This is a genomic window from Sphaerisporangium sp. NBC_01403, assembly GCF_045040145.1.
Classification (GTDB): Bacteria; Actinomycetota; Actinomycetes; order Streptosporangiales; family Streptosporangiaceae; genus Sphaerisporangium; species Sphaerisporangium viridialbum.
Window position 1 is genome coordinate 6,910,946 of the sequence record NZ_CP109534.1, and the last position, 16,378, is coordinate 6,927,323.

General features: G+C 70.1%; 18 protein-coding genes. 10 read left to right on the plus strand and 8 right to left on the minus strand.

The window, feature by feature from the left end; all coding sequences use genetic code 11:
- Positions 1 to 44: 44 nt before the first annotated feature.
- From OG589_RS30870 to OG589_RS30880, 3 genes are all read right to left on the minus strand, one after another.
- Positions 45 to 977 carry an NAD-dependent epimerase/dehydratase family protein gene (locus OG589_RS30870; protein WP_405141448.1) on the minus strand — a complete coding sequence of 311 codons (933 nt, stop codon included), beginning with the start codon at positions 975 to 977 and terminating at the stop codon, positions 45 to 47.
- Positions 978 to 1,006: 29 nt separating this feature from the next.
- Entirely contained in the window at positions 1,007 to 1,276 is a 270-nt protein-coding gene (gene rsrA, locus OG589_RS30875) for a mycothiol system anti-sigma-R factor (protein WP_405141450.1), read from the minus strand.
- A 76-nt stretch (positions 1,277 to 1,352) separates the two neighbouring features.
- Positions 1,353 to 1,958 (minus strand): sigma-70 family RNA polymerase sigma factor, encoded by a 606-nt coding sequence (locus tag OG589_RS30880; RefSeq protein ID WP_392839169.1) that lies wholly within the window; start codon positions 1,956 to 1,958, stop codon positions 1,353 to 1,355.
- A 236-nt stretch (positions 1,959 to 2,194) separates the two neighbouring features.
- Here OG589_RS30880 and OG589_RS30885 point away from each other — a divergent pair, with 236 nt between their 5' ends.
- A complete protein-coding gene (locus tag OG589_RS30885; protein ID WP_405141452.1) occupies positions 2,195 to 2,941 on the plus strand; it encodes a class I SAM-dependent methyltransferase in 747 nt (248 codons plus the stop codon).
- Positions 2,942 to 2,959: 18 nt separating this feature from the next.
- Here the strand turns inward: OG589_RS30885 and OG589_RS30890 are convergent, their stop codons facing one another.
- The gene (locus OG589_RS30890) at positions 2,960 to 3,292 is read right to left on the minus strand and encodes a TraR/DksA family transcriptional regulator (RefSeq protein WP_405141453.1); all 333 of its coding nucleotides are present in this window, start codon (positions 3,290 to 3,292) and stop codon (positions 2,960 to 2,962) included.
- A 182-nt stretch (positions 3,293 to 3,474) separates the two neighbouring features.
- Positions 3,475 to 4,221: an SOS response-associated peptidase gene (locus OG589_RS30895; protein ID WP_405141455.1), complete on the minus strand. Its 747-nt coding sequence runs from the start codon at positions 4,219 to 4,221 to the stop codon at positions 3,475 to 3,477.
- Between the two features lie 162 nt (positions 4,222 to 4,383).
- Here OG589_RS30895 and aroA point away from each other — a divergent pair, with 162 nt between their 5' ends.
- From aroA to hisN, 3 genes are all read left to right on the plus strand, one after another.
- On the plus strand, positions 4,384 to 5,661 hold the full coding sequence (aroA, locus tag OG589_RS30900) for a 3-phosphoshikimate 1-carboxyvinyltransferase (RefSeq protein ID WP_405141457.1): 1,278 nt from the start codon (positions 4,384 to 4,386) through the stop codon (positions 5,659 to 5,661).
- A gap of 26 nt (positions 5,662 to 5,687) precedes the next feature.
- A complete protein-coding gene (rsgA, locus tag OG589_RS30905) occupies positions 5,688 to 6,704 on the plus strand; it encodes a ribosome small subunit-dependent GTPase A (protein WP_405141459.1) in 1,017 nt (338 codons plus the stop codon).
- A 132-nt stretch (positions 6,705 to 6,836) separates the two neighbouring features.
- Positions 6,837 to 7,622: a histidinol-phosphatase gene (gene hisN / locus OG589_RS30910; RefSeq protein ID WP_405141460.1), complete on the plus strand. Its 786-nt coding sequence runs from the start codon at positions 6,837 to 6,839 to the stop codon at positions 7,620 to 7,622.
- Positions 7,623 to 7,848: 226 nt separating this feature from the next.
- Here the strand turns inward: hisN and OG589_RS30915 are convergent, their stop codons facing one another.
- Positions 7,849 to 8,328 (minus strand): low molecular weight protein-tyrosine-phosphatase, encoded by a 480-nt coding sequence (locus OG589_RS30915; protein ID WP_405141461.1) that lies wholly within the window; start codon positions 8,326 to 8,328, stop codon positions 7,849 to 7,851.
- Between the two features lie 150 nt (positions 8,329 to 8,478).
- Between OG589_RS30915 and pstS the strand changes: the two genes are divergently transcribed.
- From pstS to OG589_RS30940, 5 genes are read left to right on the plus strand one after another with little or no spacing between them, the layout of a single operon-like run.
- Positions 8,479 to 9,591, plus strand: a complete 1,113-nt coding sequence (gene pstS, locus OG589_RS30920) for a phosphate ABC transporter substrate-binding protein PstS (RefSeq protein ID WP_405141462.1) — start codon at positions 8,479 to 8,481, stop codon at positions 9,589 to 9,591.
- A 4-nt stretch (positions 9,592 to 9,595) separates the two neighbouring features.
- Positions 9,596 to 10,576, plus strand: coding sequence for a phosphate ABC transporter permease subunit PstC (gene pstC / locus OG589_RS30925; protein WP_405141463.1), 981 nt, complete (start codon positions 9,596 to 9,598; stop codon positions 10,574 to 10,576).
- Positions 10,573 to 11,460: a phosphate ABC transporter permease PstA gene (gene pstA, locus OG589_RS30930; protein WP_405141464.1), complete on the plus strand. Its 888-nt coding sequence runs from the start codon at positions 10,573 to 10,575 to the stop codon at positions 11,458 to 11,460. Before pstC ends, pstA begins: the two co-directional genes overlap by 4 nt.
- Before the next feature lie 13 nt (positions 11,461 to 11,473).
- On the plus strand, positions 11,474 to 12,250 hold the full coding sequence (pstB, locus tag OG589_RS30935) for a phosphate ABC transporter ATP-binding protein PstB (protein WP_405141465.1): 777 nt from the start codon (positions 11,474 to 11,476) through the stop codon (positions 12,248 to 12,250).
- A gap of 57 nt (positions 12,251 to 12,307) precedes the next feature.
- Positions 12,308 to 13,024, plus strand: a complete 717-nt coding sequence (locus tag OG589_RS30940; RefSeq protein WP_405141466.1) for a response regulator transcription factor — start codon at positions 12,308 to 12,310, stop codon at positions 13,022 to 13,024.
- Positions 13,025 to 13,070: 46 nt separating this feature from the next.
- On the opposite strand, the gene OG589_RS30945 is transcribed toward OG589_RS30940, so the two are convergent.
- Positions 13,071 to 13,976, minus strand: coding sequence for a phenylalanine 4-monooxygenase (locus tag OG589_RS30945; protein ID WP_405141467.1), 906 nt, complete (start codon positions 13,974 to 13,976; stop codon positions 13,071 to 13,073).
- A 236-nt stretch (positions 13,977 to 14,212) separates the two neighbouring features.
- Between OG589_RS30945 and OG589_RS30950 the strand changes: the two genes are divergently transcribed.
- Complete coding sequence (locus OG589_RS30950; RefSeq protein ID WP_405141468.1) at positions 14,213 to 14,704, plus strand: Lrp/AsnC family transcriptional regulator; 492 nt, start codon at positions 14,213 to 14,215, stop codon at positions 14,702 to 14,704.
- 6 nt (positions 14,705 to 14,710) lie between these two features.
- On the opposite strand, the gene OG589_RS30955 is transcribed toward OG589_RS30950, so the two are convergent.
- On the minus strand, positions 14,711 to 16,321 hold the full coding sequence (locus OG589_RS30955) for a substrate-binding and VWA domain-containing protein (protein ID WP_405141469.1): 1,611 nt from the start codon (positions 16,319 to 16,321) through the stop codon (positions 14,711 to 14,713).
- Between the last annotated feature and the right edge of the window lie 57 nt (positions 16,322 to 16,378).

The window sequence follows — 16,378 nt, forward strand, 5'->3', positions numbered from 1 at the left end:
GTCGAAGAATCGCATCCAAAGCGTAATCAAACCACTACCCGGAGCTAACGCGATCTCGCCCATTCGACGGTGGCCTTGAGGCCGTTCAGCAGCTCGGTGCGGGGGCGCCAGCCGAGGCCTTCGAGCGCCGGGGAGGGGTCGACCGCCATGGCCGGGAGGTCGCCGAGCCTGACCGGCTCCGAGCGCGGCTCGTCGGGCGCGCCGGCGGCGGTGGCCACCAGGGTGTGCAGCTCGCGGTCGGTGGTCCGCACGCCCGTACCGAGATTGAACCTGCGCCCGTCGCCCCGCCCCCCGCAGGCGCGCGCGAACCCGTCGACCACGTCGTCGACGAAGATGTAGTCGCGGGTCTGGGAGCCGTCGCCGTAGACGACGGTCGGCGTGCCGCGCAGCAGCGCGTCGGTGAAGATCGAGACGACCCCCGCCTCGCCCAGGGGCGACTGCCTCGGGCCGTAGACGTTCGACAGCACCAGCGTGGTGTACTCCAGGCCGTGCAGCGCGCGGTACATCGACAGGTAGATCTCGCCGCTCAGCTTGGAGGCCGCGTACGGCGAGCGCGCGTCGGGAACAGCGTCGCCCGGCACCGGGATCACTGCGGGGCGGCCGTACACCGCGACGGAGGAGGCGTAGACGACCTTCCTGGCCCCGGCCGTGCGGGCGGCCTCCAGCACGTTGACGGTGCCGCCGACGTTGAGCCGGGCGTCGAACACCGGGTCGGCCACGCTGGCGCGCACGCTGATCTGCGCGGCGAGGTGGCAGACGACCTCGGGCCTCCACTCGGTCATCAGACCGTTCAGCGCGGGCTCCCTGATGTCCAGCTCGTGGAGCTGGAACCTGGGGTTCCCCACCGCCGCGGCGAGGTTGGCGCGCTCGCCCGACGACAGGTCGTCCACCGCGGCGACCTCGTGCCCGTCGGCCAGCAGCCGGTCCACGAGGGTCGATCCGATGAACCCGGCGCCGCCGGTCACGAGTATCCGCATCCCGGCATACTAGGGGATCACCCCGTGGGTCACTCGGCCGCGAGCTGAGCCCGGACGGACTCTATGCGCCTGAGGACCTTCGACCGCAGATCCTCCGGCACGGTGTCGCATCCGCAATGCTTGGCGACGAGCTGTTTGACGACCGTCTCGAGGCCGTACTCCTCAAGGCAGGGCCCGCACTCGTCGAGATGCTGGCGTATGTCGGACCGCCTGTGCTCGTCAAGCTCGCCGTCGAGGAAGGTGTAGACCTTGTCCAGCACTTCCTTGCAGTCCGTGTCGTGCGGCTTGCCACAGCTCATGCCCAACACCTCGCCAGGGCGCCACATCCACGACCGCCTGTCGCCACCGATGATTGATCAATCTCGCCGCGCTCCGTCACGACGGCTCCTCCGATCGCACAAGCCCGCGTCCGCGCGCGTAGTCCTCGAGTTGGGTCCGCAGCTGACGCCGCCCCCGGTGCAGACGTGACATCACGGTCCCGATGGGGGTGCCCATGATGTCGGCGATCTCCTTGTACGGGAACCCCTCGACATCGGCCAGGTAGACCGCCATGCGGAAATCTTCGGGCAGCGCGGCGAGCGCGTCCTTGATGTCGCTGTCGGGCAGGTGCTCAAGCGCCTCGACCTCGGCGGACTTCAGACCGGCCGACGTGTGCGACTCCGCACGCGCGAGCTGCCAGTCTTCGATCTCCTCGGTGCCGGACTGCTTGGGCTCCCGCTGCTTCTTGCGGTAGCTGTTGATGAAGGTGTTGGTCAGGATGCGGTAGAGCCAGGCCTTGAGGTTGGTGCCTTCCTGGAACTGGTGGAAGGACCCGAAGGCCTTGGCGAAGGTGTCCTGGAGCAGGTCCTCCGCGTCCGCGGGGTTCCTGGTCATCCGGAGCGCGGCGGAGTAGAGCTGGTCGAGATACGGCATCGCGTCGCGCTCGAACCGCTCGCTGCGTTGCTCCAGAGTCTCCTCGGCTGTCTTGGAGACCGGACCCACCCCCTTATACGCGCCGTACACAGCCGAGAATACCGGCTTGAGCACGGCCGTCCGATCACCGACCTCGGCCATCAGCATGGGACGGAACCTCCTCGCGTGTTTACACGCGTCTGCAACACGCGAGGCATAGCATCTGTTCCCGGTAAGTAGAAGGTGACGAACGACCCGGTACGGGGAAAAAGATACGTACCGGCTGGTAGCGATTCCCCGGAGCCCCGACCGTCCAGGAGCCACTCGTGCTGCCCATCCCAGCCAACGAACTGAACGGCTCAGGCGCACTCGGGCCGTACTGGACCTTCTACCACGCAGTCGTGGCCGAGCAGCTGCGGCGATGGCTCCCCGAGCGGCCATGCCTGCTGCTCGATCTGTCCGGCGGGCGCGGGCGCTGGCCCGCCCAGGCGGCGGGCGCGGGGCACCACGTCATCGAGGTGGTCGACTTCCGGCGCGCGCCCGATCCCTGGCTGCGTGACGCCTCCAACAGGATCCGCAGGGTGCGGGCCGACGATCTCGGCTTCCTGCCCGACGCCTCCATCGACGCGGTGATCGCCGAGGAGCGCGTGCTGTCGCTCGAACTCATGGCCGAGTCCACGATGGAGGACGTCGTCCGCGTCCTGAAGCCGGGCGGCCGCGTGCTCGCCTGCGTCGACTCCCTGGTGCTGGGCATGGCGATCATGGCAGAGCAGAACTACTGGGCTCACCTGTGCCAGACCGGCACCGGTGAGGTGATGCTCGTGCCGTGGCCCGATGGCAGCATCACCCGCTGCTTCACCAGCGCCCAGCTCCGAGAGCTGCTGGCCGACGCCGGGCTGGAGGTCGAGTGGGTACGGCCGCGCACGGTGCTGTCGCCCTCGACCGTGGACCACGTGCTGGCCGCCGACACCCGGGCGCTCAACTGGCTCGTCCGCACGGAGCTGGACGCGCATCCGGACGACGACGACACGGTGGGCATCCACCTCGTGGCCAGCGCCCGCAGGCCCGGGTAGAACCCGCTACCGCGCCGGTCAACGGCGGCGTTCCCGCTCGGACTGGCATTGCACGCAGCGGGAGGCCTCGGGGCGTGCCGCCAGGCGGCCCTCGGGAACGGGCTTGCCGCAGTCCACGCAACTGCCGTAGACACCGGCGTCGATTCGCTTGAGGGCGTCGACCACCGCCGTACGCTGCCGCGTCGCCACGTCGATCATGGCACGCGTGCGGTCGGCGTCGGTGAGGTCGGATCCGGCGTCGGCCGCCGACCTGTCGCCCACGGCGACGGGATCGCCCCGCAACACCAGGATGGACCGGTCGAGTTCGGCCAGCATGCTCTCCAGTTGGGCCCGAGCGGTCGCGTCGTCCACGAATCCGCACCTCCGGGAAGAAGATCGGTACGGCCTCGGGCGGGATCCCCCGGAACTCCCGCCTGGCCCTGGGCTCTGGGCGGTGACTCTCAGCTGATGAGGCATCGCGCTTTTCTCACCGGATGCCCATTCGGCCGGGCTCTTACACCGATGTGACCCGGCCTTTTAACCGGCGGGGAGACTCAGAACAGGGCGGTCTCGGGGTCCTCGCGTTCGAGGAGGTGCGGGCCGTTGTTCCTGACGCTGTTGACCTCGCTCGACACCGGATAGGCGGCGAGCCCGCTCGGCCGGCCCGTGTCGAGCACGTCGAGCACCTTGGCGGGGTCGGTGCGCGCCGGGTCGAGCCAGTCGGCCCACCTGTCGCGCGCGATGATCACGGGCATGCGGTCGTGGATGTGCCCGAGGTCGTCCTCGGCCGTCGTGGTGATCACCGTGCAGGTGGTCAGCCACTTCAGCGGGTCGTCGTCCGCGCGGGTGGGGTCCTTCCAGAACTCGTACAGTCCGGCCATCGCCATCACCCCGCCGTCGGACGGGTGGATGAAGTACGGCTGCTTGGTCTTCTTGTCGGCTCTGTACCACTCGTAGTAGCCGTCGGCGGGCAGCAGGCACCGGCGCTGCGCGAAGGCCCTGCGGAACGCCGGCTTCTCCGCGAGCGTCTCGACCCTGGCGTTGATCATGCGGGAGCCGATGGAGGGGTCCTTGGCCCAGCTCGGCACCAGCCCCCACTTGAGCACGCGGAGCTGCCTGGTGGGCTCGGGCTCGGCGCCCTCCTCGTCCTTCGCCCTAGGGCGCGTGAGCACGGCGTAGACCTTCTTGGTCGGGGCGACGTTGTAGTCGGCGGGGAGCTCGTCGTCCGGCCCGTCCGGCCCGATCTGGAACTCCTCCAGCAACTCCTGGCGCTTCTTCGTCGAGGCGTATCTCCCGCACATGTCCATAGACTGCCGCACCGCCGCGATCCGCGCGGCCCGTCGGCCCCAAGATTCCTCCGGCCGGGCCCGGGTTCCGATCACGAGCCGCGCGGGCGTGCTCCCGCCGGCCGCGCGGGGTAGCGTGACCCCTTTCCGGGGGAGCCTCCCGGTAGGCTCGGAGCTATGTCAGCTCCCCTGTGGCCCGCGCCGGAGGCGACCGCGCCCGTCGACGCGACCGTACGGCTGCCCGGGTCCAAGTCGGTGACCAACCGTGCCCTCCTGCTCGCCGCGCTCGCCGAGGGTCCCGGCACGGTGCGGCGGGCGCTGCGCAGCCGCGACGCCGACCTGATGGTGGCGGCCCTGCGATCACTGGGGGCCGGGCTGACGCCCTTGGACGAGAGCGCCTCCGGCGTCGACTGGCACGTGGTGCCCGGCCCGGTCCGCGGGGGCGCGTCGATCGACGTGGGCCTCGCCGGCACGGTCATGCGGTTCGTCCCGCCGATGGCGGCGCTGGCCGACGGCGAGGTGGCCTTCGACGGCGACCCGCACGCCCGCACGCGGCCGATGGGCCCGATCCTCGCCGCGCTGCGCGACCTCGGCGCCGAGGTCAGGGGCGACGCGCTGCCGTTCACGATCCGTGGGCCGCTGTCCGGCGGCGAGGTCACACTGGACGCCTCGGCGTCCTCCCAGCTCGTCTCGGGGCTGCTCCTGGCCGCCGCGCGCTTCGAGAAGGGTGTGACCGTGCGGCACAGCGGGCCGCCGGTGCCGTCCATGCCCCACATCGAGATGACCGTGCAGATGCTCCGCGCCGCCGGCGTGCGCGTGGACGACGGCGAGCCCGACGTGTGGCGGGTCGAGCCCGGCCCGATCGCCGCCCGCGATCTCACGGTCGAGCCCGACCTGTCCAACGCCGCACCGTTCCTGGCCGCGGCCCTCGTGACCGGGGGCACCGTCACGATCCCCGGCTGGCCGGACGAGACCACCCAGGGCGGCGACGAGCTGCGCACGCTCCTGCCCCGCATGGGCGCGACGGTCACCCGCACCCCCGAGGGCCTCAGGGTCACCGGCGGCGGGCCCATCCAGGGCGTCGAGGCCGATCTGCACGACGTCGGCGAGCTGACGCCCGCGATCGCCGCCCTGGCGGCGCTGGCGGTCTCGCCGAGCACGCTGAGCGGCGTCGCGCACCTGCGGGGGCACGAGACCGACAGGCTCGCCGCGCTGGCCACCGAGATCAACCGGCTCGGCGGGGACGTCACCGAGACCGCCGACGGCCTGGTGATCAACCCCCGGCCGCTCCACGCGGGGGTGTTCCACAGCTACGCCGACCACCGGATGGCGACGGCCGGAGCGGTGATCGGCCTCGCCGTCCCCGGGGTCCAGGTGGAGGACATCGCGACCACCGCCAAGACCCTCCCCGAGTTCGCCCGCATGTGGGCGCTGATGCTGGAGGAAGGCAGCTGAGAAAGCGGGAGTACGACGAGGAGGACGTGCGGGTCAGGCCGGGCAAGGGGTCGCGGCCGAGGACCAGGCGCCGTCCCGCGCACGAGGACGCCGTCGCGGCGTTCGTCGTGGCGGTCGACCGCGGCCGCTACACCTGCCTCGTCGGCGGCGACGTGGCCGAGGCGCCCGGCGGGGCCGACGGCCGCAGGGCGAGGAAGCGCGGCGACGAGCCGCGCCCCGTGACCGCGATGAGGGCCCGCGAGCTCGGCCGCAAGGGCATCGTGGTCGGCGACCGCGTGAGCCTGGTCGGCGACACCTCCGGCAATCCCGACACGCTGGCGCGCATCGTCAGGATCGAACCGCGCACCTCCATGCTGCGGCGCAGCGCCGACGACACCGACGAGATGGAGCGGCCCATCGTGGCCAACGCCGACCAGCTCGTGATCGTCACGGCGCTGGCCGACCCGCCGCCGCGCCCGAGGATGATCGACCGCATGCTGGTCGCCGCCTTCGACGCCGACATCGAGCCGCTGCTCTGCCTCACCAAGGCCGACCTCGCGACCCCGGACGAGCTCGTCGCCCGCTACGAGCCGCTCGGCGTGCCGTACATCGTGGTGCGGAAGGGCGGAGAGCTCGAAGAGGTGCGGTCCCGGCTGAAGGACCGGCTGAGCGTCCTCGTCGGCCACTCGGGTGTCGGCAAGTCCACGCTGGTCAACGCCCTGGTGCCGGACGCCGGGCGGGCGGTGTCCCACGTGAACGCCGTGACGGGGCGCGGGCGTCACACCTCCAGCTCGGCCGTCGCGCTCGAGCTGCCGGGCGGCGGCTGGATCATCGACACTCCGGGGGTGCGCAGCTTCGGTCTCGGGCACGTCGTCATCGACAACGTGCTGGCCGCCTTCCCCGCCCTCGCCGAGGGCGCCGTCCACTGCCCGAAGGGCTGCAGTCACCGGGGCGAGGAATGCTCGCTCGACGAGTGGGTGGCGCAGGGGCACGCCGACCCGATGAGCCTCGCGTCCCTCCGCCGCCTCCTCGCCAGCCGCGACGGCGAGCCCGACGACGACTGAGGCGCCTTGCCGCCGGTCGCGGCGACGGCCTGGGTGCCGCTTGCCCGCGGTTCGCGGCGGCGGCCGGGGGTGCCGCGCGGGGAAAGATCCGGCTCTGCTGAAACCGGCGCCGGCACGGTAGCGTTTGTCCCTGTGACGGGCTATAGCGACGACCTGCGCCTGGCGCACATGATGGCCGACAGCGCCGACGATCTGACCATGCGCCGGTTCAAGGCCGTTGACCTGCGGGTCGACACCAAGCCTGATCTGACGCCCGTGAGCGACGCCGACCGTGCGGTCGAGGAGGCCATCCGCGGCACCCTGCGGCGTGCCCGGCCCCGCGACGCGGTCGTGGGCGAGGAGATGGGCAAGACCAGCGGGTACGGCTCGCGCTGCTGGATCGTGGACCCGATCGACGGCACCAAGAACTACGTGCGCGGCGTCCCGGTCTGGGCCACGCTGATCGCGCTCATGGAGCACGGGCGCGTCGTGGTCGGCGTGGTCTCGGCTCCCGCGCTGTCGCGCCGCTGGTGGGCGGCCCGCGACGGCGGCGCGTGGACCGGGCGGAGCCTGACCAAGGCCACCCGCTGCAACGTCTCGTCGGTGAGCCGCCTGCAGGACGCGTCGTTCTCGTACTCCAGCCTCGGCGGCTGGGAGGAGCGGGGGCGCCTCGGCGAGTTCCTCGACCTCACCAGGACCGTCTGGCGCACCCGTGCGTACGGCGACTTCTGGTCGCACATGATGGTCGCCGAGGGCGCGGTCGACATCTCGGCGGAGCCCGAGCTGTCGGCGTGGGACATGGCCGCCCTCACCGTGATCGTCGAGGAGGCGGGCGGCATCTGGACCGACCTGTCCGGGTCGACCGACGTCGACGGCGGCAGCATGGTCTGCGCCAACCCTCTGCTGCACGGCGAGGTGCTCAAGCGCCTCGGCGACTGAGCGCGCCGCGAAGACGGTGAAGGCCCGGCCCCTGTTCGAGGACCGGGCCCGTTGACCGCGTCAGCGCTCGTTCAGCGCTCCTCAGGCGGCCGGGAGATCACCCTGTCGTCGAGGTAGCAACTGCAGTTACCGCATCCTGGAAGCACGCCGATCCTCCTCGCCGTAGTGCCATCGACGCTACGGCACATCCGCGCGCATATGACTGTCCGTAAGGGAACAGTCGCGTTCACCCAGGAAGGCCGCCCCGTGCGGCGAGGTGCTCGGCAAGGCCCTCGGCGGCGGCCTCGACCATGCGCAGGACGTCGAGGAAGCCGTCGATGCCGCCGTAGTAGGGGTCGGGCACCTCGGCCCCCTCGGGCGCGGCCGGGTCGAAGGAGCGGAACAGCCGCACCTCGGCGCCCCGGGGAGCCAGACGACGCAGCTCCCTGAGGTTGTCGCGGTCCATGGCCAGCACCAGCTCGCGGTCGCCGAACCAGCCCTTGTCGAACTGCCTGGCCCGGTGGAGCGACCCGTCGTACCCGTGGCGGGACAGGGTGTCGAGCGCGCGCTCGTCCATGGGCATCCCCGCGTGCCACCCGCCGGTGCCCGCGCTGTCGACGACGACCTGGCCGGCCAGCCCGTGGTCCGAGAGGACCCGCCGCAGCACCACCTCGGCCATCGGGGACCGGCAGATGTTTCCCATGCACACCAGGCAGACGCGCGTCATGCCTCCCATGATTCCGCAAAGCGGCTTGGAACGTTCACGGCCAGAGTGACCCGGCCCGTTCATTCCTCGTTCACCTTTAACCGGGGTTTAAGTCACCTTGACTCCCTAGCGTCCTAACCGTTGAGAGAACAACGTGGGAGGACAACAACCGTGAAGTATGCAGGCCGGCTTGCCGCGGCCGCTATCGCCGGCGTGCTTTCGCTCGCCGCGTGCGGCACCGACGACAACAACGGCGGCACCGACACCGCGTCAGCCCCCGCCCCCGCGGGCAGCGCTGGCAGCGATGGCCTCAGCGGCACGATCAACGCGGCCGGCTCCTCTGCCCAGGCCAACGCGATCGCCGAGTGGAAGAAGTCGTTCCAGGGCGCCAACCCGGGTGTCAGCATCAACTACCAGCCCAGCGGCTCCGGAGCGGGTGTCCAGTCGTTCATCCAGGGCACCATCGCCTTCGCCGGTTCCGACTCGGCGCTCAAGGACGACAAGGGCGAGCCCGCCCAGGCCGACGCGCGCTGCAAGACCGGCAAGGCGATCAACCTTCCCATGGTGATCGGCCCGGTCGCGGTCGTCTACAACCTCCCGGGTGTGGACAGCCTGCAGCTCTCGCCGCAGACCATCGGTGACATCTTCAACAGCAAGATCACCAAGTGGGACGACGCGGCGATCAAGAAGGACAACCCTGACGCCAAGCTGCCCTCGACCCCGATCCAGGCGTTCCACCGCTCGGACGAGTCGGGTACCAGCGACAACTTCACCAAGTTCCTGAAGACCACCGCCGGCTGGCCGTACGAGCCCGCCAAGGCGTTCCCCGCCGAGGCCAAGGGCCAGGGCGCCAAGGGTTCCGACGGCATCGCGCAGGCCGTCAAGGGCGCCGAAGGTGCGATCAGCTACGTCGAGCTCTCCTTCGCGGAGAACTCCGGCCTCACCAAGGCCAAGGTCGCCAACGGCTCGGGCGAGTTCGTCGAGCTGACCCCGGAGAGCGCCGCCAAGACGGTCGAGGCCGCCGAGGTCCAGGGCACCGGCAACGACCTGAAGCTGTCGATCGACTACGCCACCAAGGCCGCGGGCGCATACCCGATCGTCCTGGTGACCTACGAGATCACCTGTGAGAAGGGGCTCTCCGCCGAGGACTCCAAGCTGGTCAAGTCCTTCCTCACCTACACGGCGAGCGATGAGGGTCAGACCGCGCTGACCGGTCTCGGCTACGCGCCGCTCCCGGCCACCCTGGTCGCCAAGGTCCGTACGGCCGTCGAGGCGATCTCCTAACTCGATGGCCACGCCACTTCGTACACGCGAGGGCGGGCCGGCCATTGGCCGGTCCGCCTTCCGGCGCAGCCGCGGTGAGGGGCCCTTCCGGTTCGCGACGACCGGCGCCGGAATCCTGCTGCTAGCGATCATGGCGGCGATCGCGGTCTTCCTCATCGTGAAGGCCGTCCCCGCCCTCCAGGCCAACACCTCTCACTTCCTCACCGAGAAGGTCTGGACCCCGAACAACACGCCGCCGGTCTTCGGCATCGCGGCGCTGGCGTTCGGCACCGTGATCAGCTCCTTCCTGGCCCTGATCATGGCGTTGCCGGTGGCGATCGGGGTGGCGCTGTTCATCTCGCACTACGCGCCGCGCCGCCTCGCCGGGATCCTCGGCTACATCATCGACCTGCTGGCGGCCGTGCCCAGCGTCGTCTACGGCCTGTGGGGCGTGATCTTCCTCATCCCGTTCATGAAGGGCCCGTCCACCTTCCTGAACACCTACTTCGGGTGGATCCCGCTGTTCGCCGGCGACGCGGTGTACGGCAAGTCGATCCTGACCGGCTCGATCGTGCTCGCGATCATGATCCTGCCGATCATCGCCGCGATCTCCCGCGAGGTGTTCCTCCAGGCGCCCAGGATGCTCGAAGAGGCGTCCCTGGCCCTCGGCGCCACGCAGTGGGAGATGATCAGAATGTCGGTGCTCCCGTTCGGGCGTCCCGGCATCATCAGCGCCGCCATGCTCGGCCTCGGGCGCGCGATGGGCGAGACGATCGCGGTCGCGCTCATCTTCCCCGCGACCTTCACGATCACCTTCCAGGTGCTGTCCGCCAACGGCAACAGCATCGCCGCGAACATCGCCAACGGGTTCGGCGAGGCCACGCCCATCGGGCAGGGCGCGCTGATCGCCTCCGGCCTCGTGCTGTTCGTGATCACCCTGCTCGTGAACACCGCCGCCCGGCTGATCATCGCCCGCCGCAAGGAGTACTCGAGGGCCGCCGCATGACCATGTCGCCCAGTGTCATCACCCCGGTCGCCTTCAACCGGCGGCTGAAGAACCGCATCGTCCAGGGCCTGGTGTGGCTGGCCTTCGCGATCGCGGTGGTCCCGCTGGTGTCGGTGCTCTGGCTGGTGATCAAGAACGGCGCCGCCCGCTTCGACGCCGAGTTCCTGACGCACTCCATGCGCAACATCGGCGCGCGCGACGCCGGAGGCGGCGCCTACCACGCCATCCTCGGCACGCTGGAGCAGGTCGGCGTGGCCACGCTGATCTCGGTGCCGGTCGGCCTGCTCACCGCGATCTACCTCGTGGAGTACGGCGAGGGCCGGCGACTGGCCCGCTCGATCAGCTTTTTCGTGGACGTGATGACCGGCATCCCCTCGGTGGTGGCCGGTCTTTTCATCTTGGCGTTCTGGGTGCTCGTGCTCGGCCTCGGCTACTCCGGCTTCGCCGGCGCGCTGGCCCTGTCGATCCTGATGATGCCCACCGTGGTGCGCTCCGCCGAGGAGATGCTGCGCCTCGTCCCGAACGAGCTCCGCGAGGCGTCGTACGCGCTCGGCGTCCCCAAGTGGAAGACGATCGCGCGCATCGTGGTTCCCACCGCCCTCACCGGCATCGTCACCGGCGTCATGCTGGCCATCGCCCGTGTCGCGGGCGAGACGGCCCCGCTGCTGCTCACGGTGTTCGTCACCGACTCCATCAACCCGGACCCGTTCAAGGGACCGCAGATGGGCCTCCCGCTGTACGTCTTCGACCAGGCACAGCGGCCGAACGTCACCGCGGTCGACCGGGCGTGGGCCGGAGCGCTCACCCTGATCGTCATCGTCATGCTGCTCAACCTGGTGGCACGCCTCATCACGTGGTGGCGTTCGCCCGCCAAGGGCCGATAAGGGGTTATCGACAATGGCCAAGCAGATCGAGGTCGCCGACCTCGACGCGTACTACGGATCGCACAAGGCGATCGAAGGCATCACGATGACGATCGAGCCTCGCTCGGTCACGGCCTTCATCGGGCCGTCCGGATGTGGCAAGTCGACGTTCCTGCGGACGCTCAACCGCATGCACGAGGTCATTCCGGGCGCCCGCGTCGAGGGCAAGATCATGCTGGAGGACCAGGACCTTTACGGCTCGGACGTCGACCCCGTCTCGGTGCGGCGCACGGTCGGCATGGTCTTCCAGCGGCCGAACCCGTTCCCGACGATGTCGATCTTCGATAACGTCGCCGCGGGGCTGCGTCTCAACGGCCGGGTCTCCAAGTCCGAGACCGAGGGCGTCGTCGAGAGCTCCCTGAAGGACGCCAACCTCTGGAACGAGGTCAAGGACCGGTTGAACAAGCCGGGCGCCGGCCTCTCCGGCGGGCAGCAGCAGCGCCTGTGCATCGCGCGCGCCATCGCCGTCAACCCGGCCGTCCTGCTCATGGACGAGCCCTGCTCGGCGCTGGACCCGATCTCGACGCTGGCCATCGAGGACCTCATCGCCAAGCTGAAGAACGACTACACGATCGTGATCGTGACGCACAACATGCAGCAGGCCGCGCGGGTCAGCGACAGGACGGCCTTCTTCAACCTGGCCGGCCAGGGCCAGCCGGGCAAGCTCGTCGAGATGGACGATACCTCGAAGATCTTCACAAATCCGACTCAGAAGGCAACCGAGGACTACATCACCGGACGCTTCGGATGATCGGTTTCTGATCAGCACCTCGGATGGCCGGTATGTCGGGTTTTTTTAGGAGATGGTGTGACCCAGCCGCAGACGGCTCCTGAAGTGGACGGGGACACTCGACCGGCGCCCATGCTGCTGGTAGCCGATCCCGACGCCGGCATGGTCAGGGAACTGGCCGCGGCGCTGGAGCGCGAGGGCGTCCTCGTGGCCGGAGTCGCCGACGGGGCTCAGGCCCTGATCCAGGCCGGCGCGCTACGGCCGGACGTGGTGCTCGTCAGCGCGTCCCTGCCCGTCATAGGGCCGGTGGAGTTCGTCCGCGCCGTACGGCTGGCGCGGGCCGTACCGGTCCTGCTCGGCGTGGGCGAGGGGCACGCCGAGCAGGCCATACAGGCGCTCGCGGCCGGCGCCACGGCCTGCGTGGCGAGACCGTACCGCGTGCCCGAGCTGCTGCCGCTCGTGCAGGCGGCGTTCCCCGGGGACGCGATGGGGCGCGGCGTGCTCACCGTGGGAGGCGTCGAGCTCGACGCCGGCGCCTACCAGGTGCGCGTCGGCGGGATGCCGGTGCACCTGCCGCTGCGCGAGTTCGAGCTGCTGCACTACCTGATGCGCCACGCCGACCGCACGGTGACGCGGGACCAGATCATGCGCCATGTCTGGCACGCGGCCGAGAGCATGTCGACGAACACCATCGCGGTGCACGTCAAGCGCCTGCGCGCGCGCCTCGGTGACGACGACGACCAGTTGATACAGACCGTGCGCGGGGTCGGCTACCGGCTGGTCACCCCGGCCTGACCCGCGGCGGGGCCGTTCTGACCGCTTCGGCTCGCCCCGCGAGCGGTCAGACCGCGCTCTTCACCACCGCGCCGTCGGTGACGATGCGGGCGATCACCTCGTCGTCGCAGGTGGCCCAGAAGTCGCCGACGACGTCCTCCAGATGGTCGAACGACTCCGCCCTGAACAGCACGTCCTGGTACTGCGTGATGTCGTAGGTGGTCGTGCCCATCACGGCCAGGTCGAGCGGGAGGATGTCCATGCCGCGGAACTCCTCGATCTCACCGTAGGACGACAGGATGCCCGCCCCGTACGCGCGGTCCGCGCCGTTCTCCGCGAGCACGCCGAACTCCATCGTGAACCAGAACACCTTGGAGATGAACTCCAGCGCCTCGCCGGTCTCCACCCGGCGGGCGGCGGCGCCCGCGAGCCGGTACAGCCGGGCGAACCGGTCGGACGCCAGCGCGTTGGCGTGCCCGATCACCTCGTGGATCACGTCGGGCTCCGGGGTGTAGAACGGCACCGAGTGATGGCGGATGTACTGGGTCGAGTAGAACAGACCGTCCTCCAGCACGCCGTAGAAGTCACGGAGCGGCACGAGCCCGGCCGCCGGAAGGTAGCGGAACCCGGTCAGCGGTTCGAGGAGGTCACCGACCTCCTGGAGCTGCGGGATCCGGTCCGCGGGGAGGCCGAGGCGCTCGCAACCCCTCAGGTACTCCCCTGCCGCGTACTCGCGGTGCTTGGCCGCGAGCTCCCTGGTCACCAGCGCCCACACCTGGTGTTCCTGCTCGGTGTAGGCGGCCCGGGGGATGGGCCGGCCGGGGGTGTGGTTCAGGGCGAGGGCGGCGATGGCGTTGCGGCGCTCGCGATATATGGGGTCCGCGACTCCGGGGTGGTTCGCGGCCAACTCGACGACCACGGAACCGTCGTCCCTGGTCGCCACGGGGGCGAAGTACTGGGCTTCCTCGAACATGACAGAAGTACAGCGATTTGCACTTTTAATGGCAAGAGCGACCAGCTTTCGTGGTCACATCATCTAGGGGTCGGCCCCCAGGACGGCTAGACGCTGGTCATTCCGCACAGTCCGCAGGCTTGGTACGGCCTCCGGCTTTCCGCGTGCCCGGACAACCCCACCCGACCCCTACCGGCCACCCCCGTACACCCACATGTCCCGTACGCAGGGGGCCGGTGCACCCGTAGTCTCTGGCCATGCCTACGGCTCACGGCTCCGTCGACCCCTTGGACAGCCGGCTCCTGGTCACCATGCGGGCGCATCCGCGCATCGGCCTGACCGAGCTGGCACGGCTGCTCGGCGTCGCCCGGGGCACCGTACAGGCCCGTGTGGAGAAGCTCGTCGCACGCGGCGTCATCGGCGACTTCGGGCCGACCATCGTGCCGGCCGAGATGGGCTACCCCATCCTCGCGTTCGTGTCCCTGCAGATCTCGCAGGGCAGGCTGGCCGAGGCCGTACAGGCGCTCAGGTCCGTCCCGGAGATCATCGAGGTGTACGGCACCAGCGGCCAGGCCGACCTGCTCTGCCGGGTGGTCGCCAGGAGCACCGCGCACCTTCAGGAGATCATCGCCACGGTTCTGGCGTCACCGGCCGTCCAGCGCACCGACACGACCATCGCGCTGTCGACCCAGGTGCCCTACCGCGTCGAGCCACTGCTGCACGCCGCGTCGGACCCTGAACAGCCCTGAGCGCCCCTATCCCTGCGAGGCGCATCTTCCCCTGTCCACGCAGACCCGGTTGGCGATGACCTGGAGGAAGAGCTGCTGGGCCTGGTCGAAGGTGCTGGCCACCATGGCCACCCCGTTCGTCACCTGCGCGATCTGCCGCAGCTCCCTGGCGTCGATGCCGTCGCCGTACCCGATCAGCGTGATGGTCACGGGCTGGGCGGGCTTGAACTCCCGCCGCAGAGTGCTGACGAGCCGGGCGCGCGAGATGCCGCTGGGATCGTCGTTCCTGCCGTCGGTGAACACGATGACCGAGCTCAGCATGTCCTTCACCTGGTGCTTCGAGGCCGACCGGAACGCCGCCAGCACCGAGTCGTACAGGCCGGTGTCGCCCCGGGTGCTCCCGGGCAGCCTGCGGAGCTCCCGTACGACCTGCGGACCGCGCTCCCGCAGCGGGCCGACCGGCACGACCTCCTTGTAGTCCTTGTCGCCGTCGAGGTTCGTTGAGAAGACCCACAGGCCGACGTCGCTCCCCTTGGGCAGGCTGCGGATCCCCGCCTCCGCGAAGCCCGCCGTCGCCTGCATGCGGGTCTGGGTCATCCCGGGGATCCGCTCGGCCATGGAACCGCTGATGTCCAGCAGGAGCAGAGCGCGGGTATCGGCCAGAAGCAGCCTCATCGACAGCAGGGCGCGGAGGGTGGTCCTGGTGTCGGGCGCTGGAATGTCCCGCGGCGGCGCTGTACGCACCCCGTGGCGCTCGTCCATCGCGGACCCGGCCTTACCCCCAGGGTCGCGGAAGCCGACGGCCTGCAGGAGCGTACGTCCCTCCGGGGAGGTCACCGTGCGGAGGAACTCCTCGGCCGCCCGGCGCCTGACGGGATCCTTGGTCATCGGCACGTAGGGGTAGTCGAGGGCGATCGCTCCCTCCTTGGGGTACAGGCCGATCGCCCGGTGGTCCGGCCGCGCGTCGTTGTGCCGCCAGACCGCCTGCTCGCTGGCCACGATCACGGGATCGGCACCGCCGGCAGGCTGATCCACCAGACCGAACAGCGCCTCCTCGGAAGGGACGATCGCCCGCTTCAGGTTCGCCGTCACGCCCTGGACGATCTTCAGCATGTCGGGGCGGTCGGCCACGACGGCGTTCAGCACGTTCAGCGCGGCCAGGCCCGACGCGTACCTGCTGGGAGTCGGCAGCGTGGTGAACGCCCTGGGCAGTCTCCTCTTGGTCGCCGAGGTGGGGATCAGGAGCGTCCAGGACGGCTCGCCCGGGTGGAGCGCGAGCTTGGTGGCCGTCTCCTGGGTCACGGCCATGATGACGGGCGAGTGGGCGATCGACGTGCCCTGCCCGAGCAGCGTCCGGTCCGCGCCCTGCGCCAGCGCGAGGTCCGTCCACACCGAGGCGTCCGGCACCCACACGTCCGCGACATCCTTGCGCAGGCCCAGCTGGTCGGCCGTGTCCGCGGAGCTCTTCGTGCGCACGGATATCGCGGCGCAGCCACCGTCCTTGGTGTACTGCCGCGCTATCCGGACGAGCGCCGGCCCGATCTCCGGTGCCGCCACGACGCGCAATGCGGGATGCTCGCCGCACGCCGTCCTGTTCATCAGCGCGTACGCCCCACCGCCAAGCGCCACCAGCAGCACACCGCCCAGCGCGACGGCAGCAAGAACCCTCCGCCCCCGCCTCCGCGAGGGAGCCCG

What these genes read in the sequence shown, in the direction of transcription:
- OG589_RS30870 (WP_405141448.1), bottom strand. Translation starts at nt 977, where the DNA reads ATGCGGATACTCGTGACCGGCGGCGCCGGGTTCATCGGATCGACCCTC.
- rsrA (WP_405141450.1), bottom strand. Translation starts at nt 1,276, where the DNA reads ATGAGCTGTGGCAAGCCGCACGACACGGACTGCAAGGAAGTGCTGGAC.
- OG589_RS30895 (WP_405141455.1), bottom strand. Translation starts at nt 4,221, where the DNA reads ATGTGCGGGAGATACGCCTCGACGAAGAAGCGCCAGGAGTTGCTGGAG.
- aroA (WP_405141457.1), top strand. Translation starts at nt 4,384, where the DNA reads ATGTCAGCTCCCCTGTGGCCCGCGCCGGAGGCGACCGCGCCCGTCGAC.
- OG589_RS30915 (WP_405141461.1), bottom strand. Translation starts at nt 8,328, where the DNA reads ATGACGCGCGTCTGCCTGGTGTGCATGGGAAACATCTGCCGGTCCCCG.
- pstC (WP_405141463.1), top strand. Translation starts at nt 9,596, where the DNA reads ATGGCCACGCCACTTCGTACACGCGAGGGCGGGCCGGCCATTGGCCGG.
- pstA (WP_405141464.1), top strand. Translation starts at nt 10,573, where the DNA reads ATGACCATGTCGCCCAGTGTCATCACCCCGGTCGCCTTCAACCGGCGG.
- pstB (WP_405141465.1), top strand. Translation starts at nt 11,474, where the DNA reads ATGGCCAAGCAGATCGAGGTCGCCGACCTCGACGCGTACTACGGATCG.
- OG589_RS30945 (WP_405141467.1), bottom strand. Translation starts at nt 13,976, where the DNA reads ATGTTCGAGGAAGCCCAGTACTTCGCCCCCGTGGCGACCAGGGACGAC.
- OG589_RS30950 (WP_405141468.1), top strand. Translation starts at nt 14,213, where the DNA reads ATGCCTACGGCTCACGGCTCCGTCGACCCCTTGGACAGCCGGCTCCTG.